The sequence below is a fragment of the Streptomyces yerevanensis genome, assembly GCF_000716805.1.
Lineage (GTDB): Bacteria > Actinomycetota > Actinomycetes > Streptomycetales > Streptomycetaceae > Streptomyces > Streptomyces flaveus.
Genome location: NZ_JNWJ01000064.1, coordinates 14,134 through 32,283 on the forward strand (window position 1 = coordinate 14,134; position 18,150 = coordinate 32,283).

General features: G+C 68.6%; 14 protein-coding genes and 3 pseudogenes. 15 read left to right on the top strand and 2 right to left on the bottom strand.

Annotated elements, in window-relative coordinates:
* The first annotated feature begins 1 nt into the window (after nucleotide 1).
* The 4 genes from OP79_RS40385 to OP79_RS40400 all read left to right on the top strand — a co-directional run bounded on the left by OP79_RS40385 (nucleotide 2) and on the right by OP79_RS40400 (nucleotide 3,928).
* Nucleotides 2-985 (top strand): fumarylacetoacetate hydrolase family protein, encoded by a 984-nt coding sequence (locus OP79_RS40385; RefSeq protein WP_078492322.1) that lies wholly within the window; start codon nucleotides 2-4, stop codon nucleotides 983-985.
* A complete protein-coding gene (locus tag OP79_RS40390; protein ID WP_033327897.1) occupies nucleotides 982-1,926 on the top strand; it encodes an MBL fold metallo-hydrolase in 945 nt (314 codons plus the stop codon). Before OP79_RS40385 ends, OP79_RS40390 begins: the two co-directional genes overlap by 4 nt.
* A 191-nt stretch (nucleotides 1,927-2,117) precedes the next feature.
* Complete coding sequence (locus OP79_RS40395; RefSeq protein WP_033327898.1) at nucleotides 2,118-2,921, top strand: GOLPH3/VPS74 family protein; 804 nt, start codon at nucleotides 2,118-2,120, stop codon at nucleotides 2,919-2,921.
* Between the two features lie 161 nt (nucleotides 2,922-3,082).
* Nucleotides 3,083-3,928 (top strand): site-specific integrase, encoded by an 846-nt coding sequence (locus OP79_RS40400; RefSeq protein WP_157857442.1) that lies wholly within the window; start codon nucleotides 3,083-3,085, stop codon nucleotides 3,926-3,928.
* 434 nt (nucleotides 3,929-4,362) lie between these two features.
* Here OP79_RS40400 and OP79_RS40405 read toward each other — a convergent pair whose 3' ends face one another.
* The gene (locus OP79_RS40405) at nucleotides 4,363-4,941 is read right to left on the bottom strand and encodes a TetR/AcrR family transcriptional regulator (RefSeq protein WP_033327899.1); all 579 of its coding nucleotides are present in this window, start codon (nucleotides 4,939-4,941) and stop codon (nucleotides 4,363-4,365) included.
* Between the two features lie 235 nt (nucleotides 4,942-5,176).
* Between OP79_RS40405 and OP79_RS40410 the strand changes: the two genes are divergently transcribed.
* From OP79_RS40410 to OP79_RS40445, 8 genes and pseudogenes are all read left to right on the top strand, one after another.
* Entirely contained in the window at nucleotides 5,177-6,187 is a 1,011-nt protein-coding gene (locus OP79_RS40410; protein ID WP_078492323.1) for an alpha/beta fold hydrolase, read from the top strand.
* Nucleotides 6,188-6,566: 379 nt separating this feature from the next.
* A pseudogene (locus OP79_RS40415) lies at nucleotides 6,567-6,818 on the top strand (IS110 family transposase); the annotation flags it as partial.
* 140 nt (nucleotides 6,819-6,958) lie between these two features.
* A pseudogene (locus OP79_RS40420) lies at nucleotides 6,959-7,663 on the top strand (IS110 family transposase); the annotation flags it as partial.
* Nucleotides 7,664-7,712: 49 nt separating this feature from the next.
* Entirely contained in the window at nucleotides 7,713-8,024 is a 312-nt protein-coding gene (locus OP79_RS54540; RefSeq protein ID WP_033327900.1) for a hypothetical protein, read from the top strand.
* Nucleotides 8,025-8,093: 69 nt separating this feature from the next.
* A pseudogene (locus OP79_RS40430) lies at nucleotides 8,094-9,059 on the top strand (IS110 family RNA-guided transposase); the annotation flags it as partial.
* A 524-nt stretch (nucleotides 9,060-9,583) separates the two neighbouring features.
* Nucleotides 9,584-10,402, top strand: coding sequence for an oxidoreductase (locus OP79_RS40435; RefSeq protein ID WP_033327902.1), 819 nt, complete (start codon nucleotides 9,584-9,586; stop codon nucleotides 10,400-10,402).
* Nucleotides 10,403-10,453: 51 nt separating this feature from the next.
* Complete coding sequence (locus OP79_RS40440; RefSeq protein WP_033327903.1) at nucleotides 10,454-11,305, top strand: alpha/beta fold hydrolase; 852 nt, start codon at nucleotides 10,454-10,456, stop codon at nucleotides 11,303-11,305.
* A 32-nt stretch (nucleotides 11,306-11,337) separates the two neighbouring features.
* A complete protein-coding gene (locus tag OP79_RS40445; RefSeq protein ID WP_425428673.1) occupies nucleotides 11,338-12,117 on the top strand; it encodes a low temperature requirement protein A in 780 nt (259 codons plus the stop codon).
* Nucleotides 12,118-13,044: 927 nt separating this feature from the next.
* On the opposite strand, the gene OP79_RS40450 is transcribed toward OP79_RS40445, so the two are convergent.
* Nucleotides 13,045-14,631: a glycoside hydrolase family 32 protein gene (locus OP79_RS40450; RefSeq protein WP_245685617.1), complete on the bottom strand. Its 1,587-nt coding sequence runs from the start codon at nucleotides 14,629-14,631 to the stop codon at nucleotides 13,045-13,047.
* A 200-nt stretch (nucleotides 14,632-14,831) separates the two neighbouring features.
* Between OP79_RS40450 and OP79_RS40455 the strand changes: the two genes are divergently transcribed.
* From OP79_RS40455 to OP79_RS40465, 3 genes are all read left to right on the top strand, one after another.
* On the top strand, nucleotides 14,832-16,241 hold the full coding sequence (locus OP79_RS40455; RefSeq protein ID WP_033327904.1) for an extracellular solute-binding protein: 1,410 nt from the start codon (nucleotides 14,832-14,834) through the stop codon (nucleotides 16,239-16,241).
* Entirely contained in the window at nucleotides 16,238-17,224 is a 987-nt protein-coding gene (locus OP79_RS40460; protein ID WP_033327905.1) for a carbohydrate ABC transporter permease, read from the top strand. The genes OP79_RS40455 and OP79_RS40460 overlap by 4 nt, the downstream gene beginning before the upstream one ends.
* Before the next feature lie 65 nt (nucleotides 17,225-17,289).
* On the top strand, nucleotides 17,290-18,150 hold the full coding sequence (locus OP79_RS40465; protein ID WP_033327945.1) for a carbohydrate ABC transporter permease: 861 nt from the start codon (nucleotides 17,290-17,292) through the stop codon (nucleotides 18,148-18,150).

Genomic DNA, 18,150 nt, shown 5'->3' on the forward strand with positions numbered 1-18,150 from the left:
CATGCGCTTCGTCACCTACACCGAAAGCGACGGCGACCGCGTCGGCGTACTCGGCGCCGACGATCTTGTCCACGCGCTGCCACCCGGTATCCGTCTCATCGACCTGCTCGACGACCCGCAGCGACTGCACAACGCCGCAGGCAGCGCGCTGCGCGAGCCCCGTACCGTGCACCCCTACGCCTCGCTCAGGCTGCGGGCGCCGATTCCCCAGCCGCCGACCGTGCGGGACTTCATGACCTTCGAGAGCCACGTCGAGGGCGTGGCCAGACTGGGCGGACCGGAGGCAGGCCCGCCCGAGCAGTGGTACGAGGCGCCGGCCTTCTACTTCACCAACCCCTACGCCGTCCACGGCCCGCAGGACGACGTGCGCATCCCGCCGGGCTGCACGCGCTTCGACTTCGAACTGGAGGTCGCCGCCGTGATCGGGCGAGGCGGCCGGGACCTGAGCGTCGACGAGGCCGAGTCCCACATCGCCGGATACGTGCTGATGAACGACTGGTCCGCGCGCGACCTGCAATTCACGGAAATGCAGGTTCGCCTCGGCCCCGCCAAGGGCAAGGACAGCGCCACCACGCTCGGCCCGGTGTTCGTCACCCCCGACGAACTGGGGCCCTACCGGACGGGCAACGCCTACAACCTGCGGATGACGGCCGCCGTCAACGGCACCGTCGTCGGCGAGGACGTGTGGAGCAACATGGCCTTCAGCTACGCCCAGATGATCGCCTACGCCTCGCGGGGCACCGAGGTCCGCACCGGCGACATCCTCGGCTCCGGGACATGCGGCGGCGGCTGCCTGGCCGAACTGTGGGGACGCCACGGACTCGACGCCCACCCTCCCCTCGTCCCGGGGGACACCGTCACCCTCAGCGTCGAGCACCTGGGTACCCAGACCTGTCGCGTGACCGAGCGTGCCGAGTGCCCCGCCGGCGATCTGCGGGCCACCTCGCACCCGCACGCCCTCGCACCCCACGGAGGCCGCCGATGACCCCCACCCAGAGCCCGGCACCGGACGCGGCAGGCACCGCCCACGCCGTGGCCCCCGGCGTGTACGCCTGGATACAGCACGACGGCTCCTGGTGGATCAACAACGCCGGGTTCGTCACCACCGACGACCACACCGTCCTCATCGACACCTGCGCCACCGAGAACCGCACCCGGGACCTGCTGGGCGCCGTCGGCCGGGCGGCACCGGGCACACCGATCCGCTACCTGGTCAACACCCACCTGCACGGCGACCACACCCACGGCAACAGCCTGCTGCCCCGCACCACTGTGGTCATCGCACACGAAGCCACCCGCGAAGGCATCCTGACCGACACCGTCATCGACGGCTGCCCGCCGATCTGGCAGCCCGTGCCCGACTGGGGCGCCGTCACCCGGCGCGCCCCGGATCTCACCATCCGCACAGCACTCACCCTGCACAGCGACAGCCATCCGATCGAACTGCTCCACCCCGGCCACCCCGCGCACACCCACGGCGACCTGATCGCCTGGCTCCCCGAACAACGCGTGCTGTTCGCCGGAGACCTGCTCTTCCACCGCGTCACCCCGCTGGTGTTCATGGGTTCTGTGGACGGCGCCCTGCGCTCCCTGGACTGGATCGCCTCCTTCGCACCCGAGCACGTGGTGCCGGGCCACGGCCCCGTCATCGACGCACACGCCCTGCCGGCGGTGCTCGACCAGCACCGCGCGTACTACCGACTCGTACACACCACCGCCCAGGCCGGCCTGCGCGACGGACTCACCCCCCTGCAAGCGGCGCGCACCTGCCCCCTCGGCCCCTTCGCCGACCTGCCCGACGCGGAACGCATCGTCCTCAACCTGCACCGCGCCTACGCCGACACCACCGGCCGCCCCTTCGACCTGCCCCAGGCATTCACCGACGCGATCACCTACAACTCAGGCCCCCTGCACACCCGGGTCTGACCGCGGTCGGCGCCCAGTTGCCGGAACCCGGCCCCACCACGCCATCACGGCTGTCGAGCGCCACCACCAGGCAGCCCCTCTCTGTTTGCGCAGAATGTCGTCGGCGCTGTGGCTGCAACCGCACGGCCGGGTACGGCGTCGTGAACTGTGGCTCAGGTGTCCAGGGCCGTGCGACCAGGAAAGGCGCCGCGATGTACGACCGCCCGTTCCTCACATTGCCCGAAGAGCTCCTGCTGGCCTGCGGGGACTCGGAAACCGGCCGCATCCAACCGCCGGACTTCTTTGCCCGGGCACTGTCCGGGGCTGTGCTCGCGGAGCTCGAGCTGTGCGGCGCGATCACCATCGAGCAATCCAAGATCGTTGAACTGCGGCCGCTTACGCGGGGAGATCCCGTCATCGATCGTCTCTTCGAGCAGCTCAACAGCGATATCGCGCCCGGCCAACTCGGCAATGAGCAGTCGCGACTGGTCGGCGGGCCGGACAGCTTCCGCAATCTGCGCCACGTCGTGCCCCCTCGTGGCGTCGCCGCTCGCGTCTCCGCCGGAATGCGTTTCGCGTTGGCCTCCGGCCTGCCGAACTGGACACTCAGCGACTGGATCAGCTCCTGGCATCGCTTCCGCGACATCGAGGAGCGCTACCTGGAAGCAATGGAGGCCCGCAGGCTGGTGATCGCTCACCGCCGCCGAATCCTCGGGATCGTGCCCCGCACCACTTGGAACAACGCGTCGCCCGGATACGCCCGCGAGTCCACTGCCAGGATCGACGAGGCGATCCGAGCGGTCACCCACACTGAGCGGTCCCAAGCGCCGTCCCGGCGCGCGATGCACCTCGTCGCTCTGGTCGGGGCTGCCGACCTCAGCGGGCGCCTCTTCCCCGGCCGCGAGTACCTGAACACCCGCCGCCATATCGAGCACGTCACCAGCGGCGATCCGATCGCCGCCGCCGTCCGCTCCGTCAGGGAAGCCGACGAGGAGGCGCGGCGCTCGCTCGACTGAGAGCATTACTACGACCGGAACCAATGTGATGGGCATCGGGCCAAGGTGCGCTCGAACTCCGCCGGGCCGCGCCCGTCGTGAGCGGATCACTCTCGTGCATCTGACGCTGAGCTGAGGATGCCGGCTGACCCGCCATGGTGAGGGAGACGACGATTCAGCGCTTGGGCCTCACGGTCATCGAGAACCCGGCGTTCATGAGCTCCGCTGCGAACGCCGCGACCCAACTCGTCTCCATGCCCTCCGCCAAGCGGCCGAAGGCGCTGATGTGGACCGACGCCCGCGTCGAGGAGTGGCAGCGCACCGGCACCGTCCCCTCCCCCGTCATGGTGTGGACGCCCGAGCAGGTGGGCCGCTTCCTGGACCACGTCGCCGACGACCGGCTCTTCCCGCTCTGGCACCTCATCACCTTCCGCGGCCTGCGCCGCGGCGAGGCCACCGCGATCCCCTGGACCGAGGTCGGCCTCGACCAGGGCCTCATCAACATCACCCAGCAGATCGTGGCCGTCTCCTACGAGCCCTACACCGACACCCCGAAGGCCGACAGCGAGCGCACCATCGTCCTCGACGAGACCACCCGCACCCTGCTCGTGGAGTGGAAAGCAAGACAGGACCAGGAACGCAAAGCCCTCACCGCCAAGGGCAAGTGGATCGAGACCGGACGCGTCTTCACCACCGAGGAGGACGGCTCCACCTACCACCCGGAGTGGATCAGCCGCCGCTTCCGCCGCCTCACCAAGGACGCCAGCCTGCCTCCCATCCGCCTCCACGATCTCCGCCACGAGGCCGCCACCCTCGCGCTCACTGCCGGAACCGATCTGAAGGTGGTCCAGGAGATGCTCGGCCACTCCACAATCACGCTCACCGCCGACACGTACACGAGCGTCGTCCCGGCGCTCTCCCGCGCCGCCGCCGAGGCAGCCGTGGCCATCGTCCCGCGCAACGGACAGAAGCCCCGTCTCCGGGTGGTTGACGGGGCCGGCGGACCAACCGACGGACAGGCTGCCTGATCATGCTTGGTCACACCGCCGGTCACATTCTCAGAACGCCGCGTTCTCGATGACTTCTCGGAAAGCCTGATATCTCACTCAGAACGGACAGAGGCCCGCCGGACACACGTGTCGCACGGCAAAAATGGCACGGGGCCAACATGCGATCGCGCCAGCTCGGAGGGGGATTTCGACCCTGCCCGCAGCGGATTCCCCTTCCATCGCACAGCAGCTCCCACCCAACCTCGGGACGGACCTCCAGCGGCCGTGGCCGCAGGTGGCCCTGCCGTACGCAGGGGCCCAAACCTTGCGATGCGGGGAGCAGGGCCGAGGTGCTCCCACATTGCGTCCGCGTGGCCGTCAAGGCCGAGCAGTGCCACCAGGCGTGAGTGGCGCTGACATGTTTGGCGACGGCAGCCGATCGGTGGCTCCGGCGCCTGCCGAGCAGTTGCGGCTCAGCCGCGTGGTCCTGCGCCGTGCAGGAGGGTGTCGATGACGAGCGTGGCCAGTGCGTCCGGGTCCTGCGCGGCAGGGTCCTGCTCCGCGCCGGGCCTGTTGATGGCTTCGCTGAGGAGGGCGTAGTACACCTGCCGCGTCCACTCCAGGTCTGCGTCCGGGGCGAGTAGCCCCTCGCGCTGCGCCCGGTTCATGAGATCGACGGTGTGGGTGTTGATCTCGCCCCAGAGGGCGGCTGCGGCGGGGGTGTGAGCGGTGGCGTGGCTGAGGGTGAAGCGCCAGGTGTTCTTGACCCGTAGGACGTTCGCCGTCACTCGGTGCAGCGCCACGAGTGCGGGAGCGGCGTCCGGCCGGGCTTCCTCGATGGCGTCGATGAGCTGCTGCTTGGCGGAGACGGCGAGCGCCTCCAGGAGGGCCTGCCGGTTCGCGAAGCGGCGGTGAACGGTGATCCTGGTCAGTCCCGCCGCCTCGGCGACCTGTTCCATGGAGGCGCCGGCGTCCTGGGCGAAGACCTGCTCGGCCGCCTCCAGAATCGCGCGCACACTGCGTTCGGCATCTGCCCGCAGTGCTCGGCCCATGTCTGTCTCCTGTCTGGTTCACTACCCGGTCCCTTGTAGAGGATACGGGAACGCTACGGGTATCTCATTAATTGATTCTCTGATGTTGCAACTCTGGCGATAATTGATACCTTAGTGACACTGTTAAGGGATCACGCCGCACCGACGGAGCGGGCATCTGCACGACCGTCGCTCACGACCGGTATCCCGTCTCCCCTGCCGGAGGAGACATCCGAGCCCGACTCAAGGAATTGGCATGCCCACAACGAAGCTACGCACCCGTGTCTCCCGACGCACCGCAGTGGCGCTGGCCACCATGTCGGTCGTCGCCGCCGTCGCCGGCGCCGCGCCGAGTGTGGCGAGCGCAGTGAGCGACAGCTCCAGCGTCACCCGTCACGCGGTCGTACAGACGCAGAGCCCCCAGAGCGCCGCCACCGCCCCCAACCTGCGCGTCAAGGCCGCCAACGGCGTCACCTACCAGTACCGGCGCTTCGGCAACCCCAGCGCCGGCAGCGTGCCCCTGATCTTCCTCCAGCACTACCGCGGCACCCTCGACAACTGGGACCCCAAGCTCATCGACACCATCGCCGCCAAGCGCGAGGTCATCCTCGTGGACAACGTCGGCGTCGGCGGCTCAACCGGCACCACACCCAGCACCGTCCAGCAGATGAGCCTGGACGCCATCGACTTCATCGACGCCCTCAAGCTGCCCCACTACGACCTGTTCGGCTTCTCCCTCGGCGGCCAGGTGGCTCAGGAGGTCGCTCTGCGGCGCCCCTGGCAGGTCCGTCGCGTCGTCCTGGCCGGCACCGGCCCGCAGGGCGGGGTCGACCAGAGGGCGTCCGACCCCAAGGTGCTGGCGAGCGCGTTGGCGGACAACCCCGGCCCTGCCGACTTCCTCTTCCTGTTCTTCAAGAACACCGCATCCAGCCAGGCCGCCGGAACTGAGTTCCTGCAGCGCCTCGGCCAGCGCACCACTGACCACGACGCGCCCGCGAGCCTCCAGACCCGCGACGCGCAGCTCACCGCGATGTCGGAGTGGGGCATCCCGGACAAGTCCAAGCTGGTGCGGCTCAACGCCCTCTTCCAGCCCACGCTGGTCGCAGACGGGGACAGCGACATCCTGATGCCCCCCAAGAACTCCCACCTGTTGGCCAAGTACCTCCCCAACGCCCAGCTCAGCATCTACCCGAACGCCGGCCACGGGTTCCTCTTCCAGTACGCCGCCAAGTTCGGCGCCGAGGTGAACACCTTCCTCGACCACTGACAACCCATCAATCCATCACCGCGAGACGGTCACCGACACCGCACACGGTGACGGCCGATCAACACACCTGCCCCGCCGGAGCCCCGTCCGGCGGGGCAGAGCCACGCAGAGAGCCCCCGTTATGTTCTTCGCGGTCCTGCAAGAGGGCCGCTGGCCTCCGGGCCCGGCATGACTGTGTCCCCCCCTGTCGAACCGATGACCTGGGGGGTGGTGTCACCGGGCCCGGGAGGTGCCGTCGGAGACGCTGATGAGAGGTCCGGCCACCACCCGGTCCGGCGCAATGCCGGACAGCTCGCGGGCGGCAGGTCTGCATAACGTGGATGCGCGCGTACGACACCACTGCCGAGGCCGGCACATTCAACTCTCCTGGAAGGGCGCGATGTTCGTCACCGAAGACGTGGGCGTGTTCCTCGGCCTGGACGTCGGCAAGAGCTCTCATCACGGGCACGGGCTGACTCCGGCCGGCAAGAAGGTCTTCGACAAGCAGCTGCCCAACAGCGAGCCGAAACTGCGGGCCGTGTTCGACAAACTGGCCGCGAAGTTCGGCACCGTCCTGGTGATCGTGGACCAGCCCGCATCCATCGGAGCCCTCCCGCTCACGGTCGCCCGGGACGCGGGCTGCAAGGTCGCCTAATCCCCTTGTAACAACGGGTCCGTGAAGCTCCGGCTCTTCGGATCTGTTCGAGTACCGGGACGTTGACATCTTGTTTCAGCCCGGCAGGCCATGCCTTCCTGCAGAGTGGTGCGACGCCCTGGTGCTTGCGGTGGTGGCGGTCGGAGGCCCGGGAGCTGCTGAAGGCTGCCCCGACGCCGACCCGAGCCGCGCGATTGAGCCGCACGCAGCTGGAGGCCGCGCTCAAGCGGGCCGGCCGCAAGCGCGGCATCACGGCCGAGGCCGAGCGACTCCGTGGCGTCTTCCGCGCCGACTACGCCCACCAGCCGCCGCTGGTCGAAGAAGCGCTGGGCAAGCAAATGCTCGCCCTCCTGGTCCAGTTGGAGGCTGCCTGCACCGCCGCCGACGACCTCACCGAGGCGGTCGAAGAGGCTTTCCCTCAGCACCCGGACGCTGAGATCATCCTCAGCTTCCCCGGCCTCGGCGTCCAGCTCGGCGCCCGGGTGCTCGCCGAAATTGGAGACGATCGGTCCCGCTTCGCGGACGCCCGCGGTCTGAAGGCCTATGCAGGCGCCTCGCCCATCACCAGGGCCTCCGGCAAGAAGTCGAGCATCACCCGCCGGTGGGTCAAAAACGACCGGCTCAACGCAGCTGGCTACCTCTGGGCCTTCTCCTCCATCACCGCCTCGCCCGGAGCCAAGACTCACTACCGGCGCCGCCGCGACGATCACGGAGACTGGCACGCCGCAGCCCAACGCAACCTCTTCAACCGCATGCTCGGCCAGCTCTACCACTGCCTCCAGCACCGCAAGCTGTTCGACGAACAGACCGCCTTCCCCGTCCAGCTCGCCGCCGCAGCGTGACGGCAGACCACGTCTGCCATGCTGTCCTTTTTACAGAGTCGGGGGACGTGTGACCGAGCCGATCGCCGGATGGATCTGGGGCCGCAACCTGCGCGCCTTCCTTGAATTGCTGTCCGGCTATGCCGGATATGCCTTCGACGAAACCGACTGGGAAGCCATCGAAGCCGGCGTTCAGGACACCGACGACGAGGCACCCGACGGCTGGTATTCGTATCCCCTGGTTGGCACGAGCGCCACTCTGGAAGTCGCCCTCGCTCAGGCCGTCGGCGGCGAGGAGGTGTCCGTCAGCGTCACGGGAACCGAGACACCTGAGCTTCAGCTCCGCACAGACACACTCCTGTCCGCCTTCGCCAGCAACTGACCATCGGCGTGTTCGACTGGAGCGGATCACGGCGCGCTGCCAGTTGACAGCTTAGGCGCCTGAGGTGTCTACCTGCCCGGCCTGGCGATGCGGCGGATCGCCGACCTGTATCCGGGCGAGGCCAAGACCGATGCGAAGGACGCTGCGGTGATCGCGGATGCGGCCCGCACCATGCCGCACACCCTGCGCTCCCTGGAACTCACCGACGAGATCACCGCCGAACTCACGGTCCTCGTCGGCTTCGACCAGGACCTCGCGGCCGAGGCCACCCGCACTTCCAACCGGATACGCGGCCTGCTCGCCCAGTTCCACCCGTCGCTGGAGCGCGTTGTGGGCCCCCGCCTCGACCACCAGGCCGTCACCTGGCTGCTGGAGCGCTACGGCTCCCCCGCCGCACTGCGCAAAGCTGGCCGCCGCAGGCTCGTCGAGCTGATCCGGCCCAAGACCCCGCGCATGGCCCAGCGGCTGATCGACGATGTCTTCGAGGCGTTGGACGAGCAGACCGTCGTGGTCCCGGGGACCGGCACCCTCGACATCGTCGTGCCCTCCCTGGCCCGCTCGCTCGCCGCTGTCCACGAACAGCGCCGGGCCCTGGAAGCCCAGATCAACGCCCTGCTGGAGGCCCACCCTCTTTCCCCGGTCCTGACGTCGATGCCCGGCGTCGGCGTCAGGACCGCCGCCGTCCTGCTGGTCACCGTCGGCGAGGGCACCAGCTTCCCGAGCGCCGCCCACCTGGCCTCCTACGCCGGACTCGCCCCCACCACGAAGTCGTCGGGGACCTCGATCCACGGCGAACACGCGCCCCGAGGCGGCAACCGCCAGCTCAAACGCGCCATGTTCCTGTCCGCCTTCGCCTGCATGAACGCCGATCCCGCCTCCCGCGCCTACTACGACAAGCAACGCGCCCGCGGCAAGACCCACACCCAGGCCCTCCTCCGCCTCGCCCGCCAACGCATCAGCGTCCTGTTCGCCATGCTCCGAGACGGCACCTTCTACGAATCCCGCACGCCCGCGGACGTCGAACTCGCCGCATGACCCCAGCAAGACCGAATCACCCCAAACCCGACAGCAGTGCCTTGACGAAGGACATAGAGGCACCCCCCCCGGCGCCCTCGCAGCCCTCCACGTCACGACTGCGCACCCCAGACCATTCGCTCACATCTGCGCCGCCATCGAAGCCATGGGCCCAATGGGCGACTGAGGCGCCCCCGCGACCGGCGGCGCGTGCTGGCCGCGAAAGGGTCGGTGCGTCGTCCTGGCCGTCACGGCGACGGCCTGCGTGTCCGCCCGGCCCAACACGTCGTTGCAGCTCAGCCCGCCGTCCGCGGGTCTGCTTCATGGAGTCGGCGGCACCTTGGAACGACCCCTGCCCGGCAGCGTCAGCCCATCCGTTGACCCTCCGTAGAGGATACGTTGACGCTACGGATAACCGATTAATTGATGCTCCGTTGTTGCTACTACAGGCAAACTTGATACATTGATGAAACCGATTGTGGGGGCACCGGAAGCGATCCCCTACACGGCAAGACACACGCGATCCCCTGAGTCAGGAGTCCGAAATGGCAACGACGACACGACCGGTAGCCCTCATCACGGGTGCGTCCTCCGGCATCGGAAAGGCAGCCGCGCTCGCGCTGGCCGCGGCGGGCTACGACGTGGTCGGCACCAGCCGCAACACCGTGCACGTCACCCCTGTGAAGGGCGTGACCTTCCTCGACCTGGACGTGACCAGCGACGATTCGGTGACCGCTGCGGTCGGCGAGGTGATCGACCGGTTCGGGCGGATCGACGTCCTGGTCAACAACGCGGGTATCGGCTCGGCGGGCGCCGCCGAGGAAAGCTCCGCCGCGCAGGCGCAGGGCCTCTTCGACATCAACGTCTTCGGCGTCATCCGCATGACGAACGCCGTCCTGCCGCACATGCGCGCCCAGCGCAGCGGACGGATCATCAACATCTCGTCCATCGTCGGGTTCATCCCGCAGCCCTACATGGCGGTCTACGCCGCCTCCAAGCACGCCGTCGAGGGCTACTCGGAGTCCGTCGACCACGAGGTACGCGAGTACGGCGTACGGTCCTTGCTCGTCGAACCCGCCTGGACGAACACCGCGATCGACGCGGCCAGCGTGCGGCCCGACCAGCCCCTGGACGTCTACGCCAGGCGCCGGCTCGCCTTCGAGGAGTACATGGCCGGCGCGGTCAAGGACGGCGACGACCCCGCCGTCGTCGCCAAGGAGATCGTCGCGGCGGCCACCGACGCCAAGCCGAAGCTGCGCTACACCGCCGGCGCCATGACCGGACGCGTCCGCACCATGCGCCGCATGGTCCCCTCCCGCATCTTCGACCAGCAGCTGCGCAAGCTCAACCACCTGCCCGCCTGACGCGGCCCCACCAGATCCCACGAGACACAGCGACAGGAAGCGAAGCCCGCCATGAGCACCTATCTGGCAGACGCGGCCGAGGACCTCACCGTGGACGGCCCCTCCGCGACGTTCACCTACCGGCGCATCGGCCCGCGGGGCGGTGTCCCGCTGGTCCTGCTGAACCGGGTCCGCGGGACCCTCGACTGGTGGGACCCCGAGTTCCTGGACCACCTCGCCGCCGGCCATGACGTGATCGTGTTCGACAACGTCGGCACCGGCTACACCACCGGCACCCCGCGAGACTCGGTCGAGGGTCTGGCCGACGGCACCGTCGAGTTCATCGAGGCTCTCCGTCTGCCCCAGGTGGACCTGCTCGGCTGGACGCTGGGCGGCACCGTCGCCCAGCACATCGCCCGCCTTCGGCCCGACCTGGTGCGCAAGCTGGTCGTGGCGGCCGCCAACCCGGGCGGGCAGGTGCCCGGCGCGCCCGACCCGAACCCGAAGGTCGGGGCCACCATGACCAAGCCCGAGGTCACCGGGGACGACCTGGTGTTCCTGTTCTTCCCCGAGACGGACACCGGCCGCGCCGCCGGGTACGAACACCTCGCCAGGGTGGCCACCCGGCTGGCCGCCGGACGCCCCGACGTGTCCGAGGCCGCGGCCATGGGCCAGATCGCCGCGATCCAGAAGGACGCGTCGATCCCCTTCGAGCAGGTGCGCGCGGACCTGGCAACCATCCGGCAGCCCGTTCTGTACGCCACCGGCATCAAGGACGCGATGATCCCCGCCCTGGCGTCCTACACCGCCGTCCAGTACGTCCCCGACGCCACCCTCGTCGCCTACAGCGACGCCGGGCACGCCTTCCTCTTCCAGCACGCCAAGGACTTCGCCCGTCAGGTGAGCGCCTTCCTCGCCGGCTGACCGTTCACACGGACACCCCGAGGAGAGTCATCGTGCAGTTGACCAGCGACCCGGCGCGCCGGGAGGTCACGCCGCTGGAGCTGTTCTTCGACCTGGTCTACGTCTTCGCGATCGGCCAGTTGTCGCACCGGCTCCTCGTACATCCCACCTGGATCGGCGCCGCCCAGGCGCTTGTGCTCTACCTCGCCGTCTATGCGGCGTGGGCGTACACCACCTGGGCGGTCACCCTCGTCCCGGCCGAGAACCCGCGGACCAGGCGGATGCTGCTGGCCGTCATGCTCACGGGGCTGTTCATGAACGCCGCGATCCCACGAGCCTTCGGCGACGCCGGCTGGGTCTTCGTCGCCACCTTCCTGCTCATTCACATCGGCCGGACCGTATGGCTGCTGACCGTCGGCCTCGACCCGGTTAATCAGGAGCACTTCCTCCGCGTCCTGGTCTGGTTCGTCGGGGCCGCACCTCTGTGGCTGATCGGCGCGGCAGTCGACGGCGGCGCGCGGCTGACCTGGTGGGCCGCGGCGATCCTGGTCGAGCTGGCCAGCACCTGGGCGGCGCATCCGCTGCCCGGCCGCAGGCTGGACTCCCGACGATCGGACTCGACCTCGGTGCCCGGACCGCCGAGGAAACAGCGATCTCCATCACCGCGGAGATCATCGCCCACACCCACCACGGCACCGGCCGGTCCCTGTCCAACGGCACGGTCCCCATCCACCCGGCTCTCGACCGCCCCCTCGCAACAGAGGCCCCCACTTCCTCAACGCCTGACCTACGTCCACGCAGGGAGAAGACCCTGCGAGCGTCCCTCACGGTAAGTAACCCGGCGTGGTGCTTCGTTCCGGCGTCACGAAGCCATGGGCTGCGAGGGGCGACGCCGGCACCGCGGTCGAACGAATCATCGGACATACCGGGCCGTTTTCTGTTCGGGCAGTTTCCGCCCAACGCACACCAGCCCCTCAAGCCCCTCTACCGACGCGATCGGGCTCCTCGAAGGTGCGGCCGAACTCGGTCAGCAGTCCCGTACGGAAGCTCCCCGGGCGGCCGGACAGAGGGCCCGCGGACGGTGGCCAGCAGACACCACCGAAACCCTGCGTCCCCAACACGTCCCCAGGATCACGAAATGAAGCCGAGGGGATGCTGCCAGCTCGCCGGTACAGTTCCTGATCATCAGCATTTCCGCAGGTCAGTGCGGTGTCTGCTCGGCGAGGGAGTAAGAGTCTCGCCCCGCTCAGAAGTCGCGAGCAGCGGATTCAGTCCGTTCAGGCAAAGTTGACGATCCAACAGCCCAAAATGAACGTTTCCGCAGGTCAGAGACCTGCACAAGTGGGGCGGGTGGGACTCGAACCCACGGCCGACGGATTATGAGTCCATTCGGGATCTTGGCGGCTCTTGCCGATCAGTGCTCATCCATGACGTTTCAGCAGGTCAGGCGAGGTGAGTGGTGTCGGTGCTCGTCAACACTTGTCGGTCTGTTCCTGTCCTTGTGGCCTCAACGCGGCCTCAAGGAGGCCGCAAGGGGCAAGACCGACGGCGTCGAGAGTGATCTCGCCAACTGGACAGGACCTCTCGAACTCGCCCGCGGCGGATTCCCCTACCGACGGGCGAGGTTCCACCACATGTGCGGGCGTGGCATCTCGTGCCCGTTTCCGCGGTGCCGATGTCTGGCTTGCCTCGGTATAGAGAGCCCTGGCGCGCCGGTCGTCGGCAGCCTCTCGGCCCGCCCCGGCCACCTCCCCGTCGGATCAGACCGTGAACTCCCGGATCACCACGTTCCGGAACACCGCCTGCCCGTCGATCGTGAACAGCGCCAGTGCGGTGTCGGACGGGTCGGGGAAGGCCTCGGTCGAGTGCACGTACCGGCCGTCGCCGACGAACATCTCGACGGACGTGCGGTCGACGAGGATCCGCAGGCGGACCGTGCCGGCGGACAGGTCGAACGGCGTGCGGCTCTCCTGCCAGCGGCCGGAGGTGTCGGGGCTCACGGTGTAACCGCGGTTGACGAAGGCGTAGTCGCCGTAGACTCCCGCGTCGATGTGCCGCCCACCGTCCGACGACCGCCGCAACTGGAGGCCTGCGCCCAGCAGTTGGTCCCAGGTGATCTCACAGGTCAGCTCGTACGCGGTACCCGTGTAGTCGAGCGGTCGTGTGCCGTCGACCGCGATGTCGCCGAGGTCCACCGTGCGCGACACATGGTCGTCCAGGGCCGCCACCGGCTGGGACGCCAGGTAATACGTACCCGACGCGTGCTTCAGTCGTACCTCGCGGACGATCGAGTCGGTGCCGTTGAAGCCGTCGCACTCGATGGTGGGCGTGGTGTTCGCGTAGTCCCAGTGGTTCATCCAGCCGATCGCATACCGCGCGTCAGGGTCCAGGACCCCGCTCGCGTCACGTTTGTCGAAGGTGACCGCCGCGTACCAGTCCCAGCCGTGGTCCAGCCACTGGGGATCGGACGCGTCGGCGGTGAAGGTCGTACCGTCGAAGGAACCCGTCCAGTACGCGAACGTGCTCGGCAGCCCGGAGCCCTTGCCGTTGGCGCTGACGCCCAGCACCCACTTCCAGGTCCCGTCGTCCGCCCTGATCCGGAACAGGTCGGGGCACTCCAGGACGCCGATGCCGCCCTTGACGAAGCCGCCGACGTACGTCCACGCCTTGAGGTCGGCGGAGTGGTAGAAGCCGACTTTGTCGTTCTCGGCGAGCACCATCACCCACCGCCCGCGCTCCTCGTCGCGGATCACCTTGGGGTCGCGGAAGTCCCGTACGCCGGGGTTGGGGAGGACCGGGGCGGTGCCGTGGTTCGTGAAGGTGCGGCCGTCGTCCGTCGAGTAGTACAGGTACTGGGCCTGGGTGACGTCGTCGGGCGCCATGGTGGCGAGGACGATCACCGCGCCCGCGCCGAAGCCCGCCGTGTCGTCCGTGTCGACCACCGCCGAGCCGGACCAGACATCGCCGTTGGGGGTCGTGTCCTTCGGCACGGCGATGCCCCGGTCGGTGAAGGAGACGAGGTCGGTGCTGGTGGCCAGGCGCCAGGCGGTGCCGGCCGTCGTGCCGCCCGTCGAGTAGTCGGGGTTGTAGAGGTAGTAGTAGTGGTACTCGCCGTCGATCCAGACCGGGCGCTGCGGGTCGTTCATCCACTGGTCGGGGACCGTGAAGTGGTACTCGGCGCGGTAGCTGCCCGTGCACGCGGCCGTCGCCCCGCGGGCCGCCGCGACCGCCGGTCTCACGAGGTCCGGCAGCAGAACACCGGCGGCGCCGACGGCCGAGGCCGTCAGCAGCGACCGCCTGGACAGTGTCTCCCCCGGGCCGAGCGAACTCCTCTTCATGCCACGCATCGTGCGGCTCCCTTCCCCGACATCGTCGTCGGGACACGGCTCATGTGGTCCGGAACCGTATACCTAACTCGTTAAAGGTCAAGCCCTCGCGCACCGGCCGTTCCCGCAACTTCCCATCCGCGCACATCCCTTGACAGGGCCGCAGCGGGGTTCTCATCATCATGAAATCAAACTTCGGCTAACACGAGTTAGGCTCGCCGATGACCGACTCGCTCCTCTCCCGACGGGCCCTGATGCGCTACGGCGCATACGGCGCCGGAGCCGCCGCTCTCGCCGGTGTCGCGGCCGGCTGGGACCGCCTCACCGCCGCCGACATCCCCGGCCGCGACGACGGCTCGCTCGTCATCGCCACCCTGGGCTCCGCCTTCAACCCCGAGGCGCAGCGCGCCCTGCGCGACGGATTCCGCGAGGTCCACCCCGACATCAGGATCCGTATCAACCCCGTACAGGCCTACGACTGGTCGGACTTCTTCTCCAAGATCCTCACCCAGATCGCCGCGGGCACGGCACCCGACCTCGTGTACGTCGCCACCGAGGGCGTGCAGCTCTTCGCCCAGCGGCTCGGCGTACCGCTGGACAGGTGGGCGAAGCGGGACGCGGCCGAGCTGCGCACGTACTTCGCCGACGTCCATCCCTCGCTGGTCGAGTCGATGATGTACGAGGGGAGCCTCTACCAGCTGCCGGTCGAGTTCAACGCGGCCGACATGTACCTCAACAGCCGGGTCCTCGAACGCGCGGGTGCCGACCTACCCGACGACGACTGGACCCACGACGACTTCACCACGCTGCTGCGAGCGATGAAACGCAGCAACGGCGACCGCTTCACCCCGTACTTCTGGACCAACCGGCTGTGGGGCGGAGTGGTCCCCTGGCTCTTCGCCAACGACACCAACCTCCTCACCGAGTCCAAGGCCCCCGGCGGCGACTGGCTCTGGAACTCCTTCTATCCCGAGGCACAGCGGCGCGGCCGGGGCGGCGGCTACCGGTGGACGACACCCCTGGCCGACTCCGACCGCGTCGTGGAGGTCTACGACTACCTCTCCTCCCTCGTCCAGGAGGACCTGTGCACCCGGCCGGAGGGCGGCGACGGCCGCAACCTCGTCGGCGTCTTCTCCACCGGCCGCGTCGGTGTCACGCCCGCGGGCGGCTTCTGGGCGGGCGGCCTGCATCAGGCGGGCATGAAGCCGGCCGACTACGACGTGCGGTACTTCCCGCGCTGGCGCACCCGGCGTCACCAGTTCGGCGCCGCCGGGTACGCGATGCTGCGCACGTCGAAGATGCGGGACGAGGCCTGGGAGTTCATCAAGTACACCGCCCGCAAGGACGTGATGACCCAGCTCTTCGCGGCCAACCAGACCACTCCGGCCCGCCGCTCCATGGTCGACGAGGCCCGCTACCGGGAGACAGGACCGGCCCACTGGCAGGTCTTCTACGACACCCTCGACAAGATCCCCACCACCGGCCCGATCCCGGCCCCGCCGCAGGTCAACGAGGTCGAGCAGCTGCTGATCAAGCACACCGGAACCGCCCTCGCGAGCCCCGGCGCGGTGCGTCCCGCGCTGCGCCGGCTGCAGGGGGACCTGGAGAAGGCCATGGAGCGTGAAGTGTGACGAACACCGAGATCAGGCCCGTGGGGCCGGAGCCCGCCCGCACCCGCAAGAGCCGCAGGACCGGTCAGACCCGCAAGGCATCCGAGTCCACGGCCGCCACCACCATCCGCACCCGGGGCACCCGCCTCCTCGCCGTACTGTTCCTCGCGCCCACCGTCGTCGGCATCGTCGTCTTCACGGTCGTACCGATCGTCGGCTCGGTCGTCCTCAGCCTCTTCCAGTGGGACGTGATCGACGACCCGCGGTGGGCCGGAGCGGCCAACTACCGGGAGATCCTGACCGATTCGACGGTCCTCGTCTCCTTCCGCAACACGCTCGTCTTCATGGTGCTCGCGGTCGCACTCCAGTTGCTGATCGCCCTCGTGCTGGCGATCGCGGTGAACGGCCGGATGCCCAAGTGGCTGCGGTCCGTGTTCCGTTCGGCGTTCTTCTTCCCGCTGGTGCTGTCCGCCGCGTCCATCTCGGTGGTGATGAAGTACCTGTTCAACCAGGACTTCGGCCCCGTGAACTGGCTCCTCGGCACGGTCGGTATCCCCTCGGTCCCCTGGCTGACCTCGGAGAACGGGGCGATGGCGGCCGTGGTCCTGGCGTACGTCTGGCAGCAGTTCGGCTTCTCGTTCCTGCTGTTCGTCGGCGGCCTGAACAACATCCCGAAAGAGGTGCACGAGGCGGCTGCGCTGGACGGCGCGAGCGGGGTGCGCAAACACCTCGCCATCACCCTGCCGCTGCTGTCGCCCACGCTGCTGGTCGCGTCCGTGGTCGGCATCATCAACGCCCTCCAGGTCTTCGAGCAGCCGTACGTCCTCACCGCGGGCGGGCCCGGCGACTCGACGCGCACGGTCGTGATGGTCATCTACGAGACGGCCTTCGAGCAGCTCCGCTTCGGCGAGGCGTCCGCTGTGGGCGTCCTGCTCTTCGTCCTGATCATGGCGGTCACCGCACTCCAGTTCCGGCTCAGCCGGCGTTATGTCCACTACCAGTGAGCCGGGTGAGTCAGATGAGTACGAGTTCCCTCTCGGGTTCGGTATCGGGTGCGGCGTCGGGTTCGATGCCGGGTCCCCGCACGAGCCCCACCGCGTCACGCGTACGGCACGGCCTGGCGCCCTGGGGCCGGATCGCAGGCCTGGCGCTGTGCGCCCTGTTGACGCTCGGCCCGGTCATCTGGACGGTGTCGACGTCACTGCGCACGCCGGCGGAGTCCTTCGACCTGCCGCCGAAGATCATCCCCACGGACCCCACCGTCGACGCCTACCGCGGGGTCTTCGACCAGATCGACGTCTGGCTGTACGCACTGAATTCCACCCTGGTGACCGCGCTGATCGCGGCCGGCCAGATGATCACCGCGGGCCTGGCGGGCTATGCCTTCGCCCGCCTCGAATTCCGCTTCAAGAAGCCGCTGTTCGCGCTGGTCCTGGCCACGATGATGGTGCCGTTGCAGGTCACGATGGTCCCGGTCTTCCTGGAACTGAAGACGATGGGTCTGACCGACACCCTGCTCGGCCTCATCGTCCCGGCCTTCCCGACGGCCTTCGGCACCTTCCTGATGCGCCAGTACTTCCTGGGCATGCCGAAGGACCTGGGCGAGGCGGCGATGATCGACGGCGCGGGTCCGTGGCGCGTCTTCCGGTCGGTGTACGCCCCCTTGGCGGCCCCCGGTCTCGCCATCGTCGGCGTGCTGGCCTTCAACTACCACTGGAACGAGTTCTTCCGGCCGCTGATCCTCGAAACCTCCACCGAGAACCTCACGCTGCCCCTGGGCCTGGTCTCCCTCCAGGGCAACCTCGGCACCGGCTCGATCTCCGTCGTCCTCGCCGGAGTCGTCCTCTCCATGATCCCCGCCGTCGTCGTGTTCGTCGTCGGCCAGCGCCCTCTGCGCGAGGGCATCACATCCGCAGGAGTCAATCGTTGA

Excerpts from the sequence above, each read along its gene's own strand:
- OP79_RS40385 (WP_078492322.1), top strand. The coding sequence starts at position 2 with ATGCGCTTCGTCACCTACACCGAAAGCGACGGCGACCGCGTCGGCGTA.
- OP79_RS40390 (WP_033327897.1), top strand. The coding sequence starts at position 982 with ATGACCCCCACCCAGAGCCCGGCACCGGACGCGGCAGGCACCGCCCAC.
- OP79_RS40395 (WP_033327898.1), top strand. The coding sequence starts at position 2,118 with ATGTACGACCGCCCGTTCCTCACATTGCCCGAAGAGCTCCTGCTGGCC.
- OP79_RS40405 (WP_033327899.1), bottom strand. The coding sequence starts at position 4,941 with ATGGGCCGAGCACTGCGGGCAGATGCCGAACGCAGTGTGCGCGCGATT.
- OP79_RS40410 (WP_078492323.1), top strand. The coding sequence starts at position 5,177 with ATGCCCACAACGAAGCTACGCACCCGTGTCTCCCGACGCACCGCAGTG.
- OP79_RS40435 (WP_033327902.1), top strand. The coding sequence starts at position 9,584 with ATGGCAACGACGACACGACCGGTAGCCCTCATCACGGGTGCGTCCTCC.
- OP79_RS40440 (WP_033327903.1), top strand. The coding sequence starts at position 10,454 with ATGAGCACCTATCTGGCAGACGCGGCCGAGGACCTCACCGTGGACGGC.
- OP79_RS40450 (WP_245685617.1), bottom strand. The coding sequence starts at position 14,631 with ATGCGTGGCATGAAGAGGAGTTCGCTCGGCCCGGGGGAGACACTGTCC.
- OP79_RS40455 (WP_033327904.1), top strand. The coding sequence starts at position 14,832 with ATGACCGACTCGCTCCTCTCCCGACGGGCCCTGATGCGCTACGGCGCA.
- OP79_RS40465 (WP_033327945.1), top strand. The coding sequence starts at position 17,290 with ATGCCGGGTCCCCGCACGAGCCCCACCGCGTCACGCGTACGGCACGGC.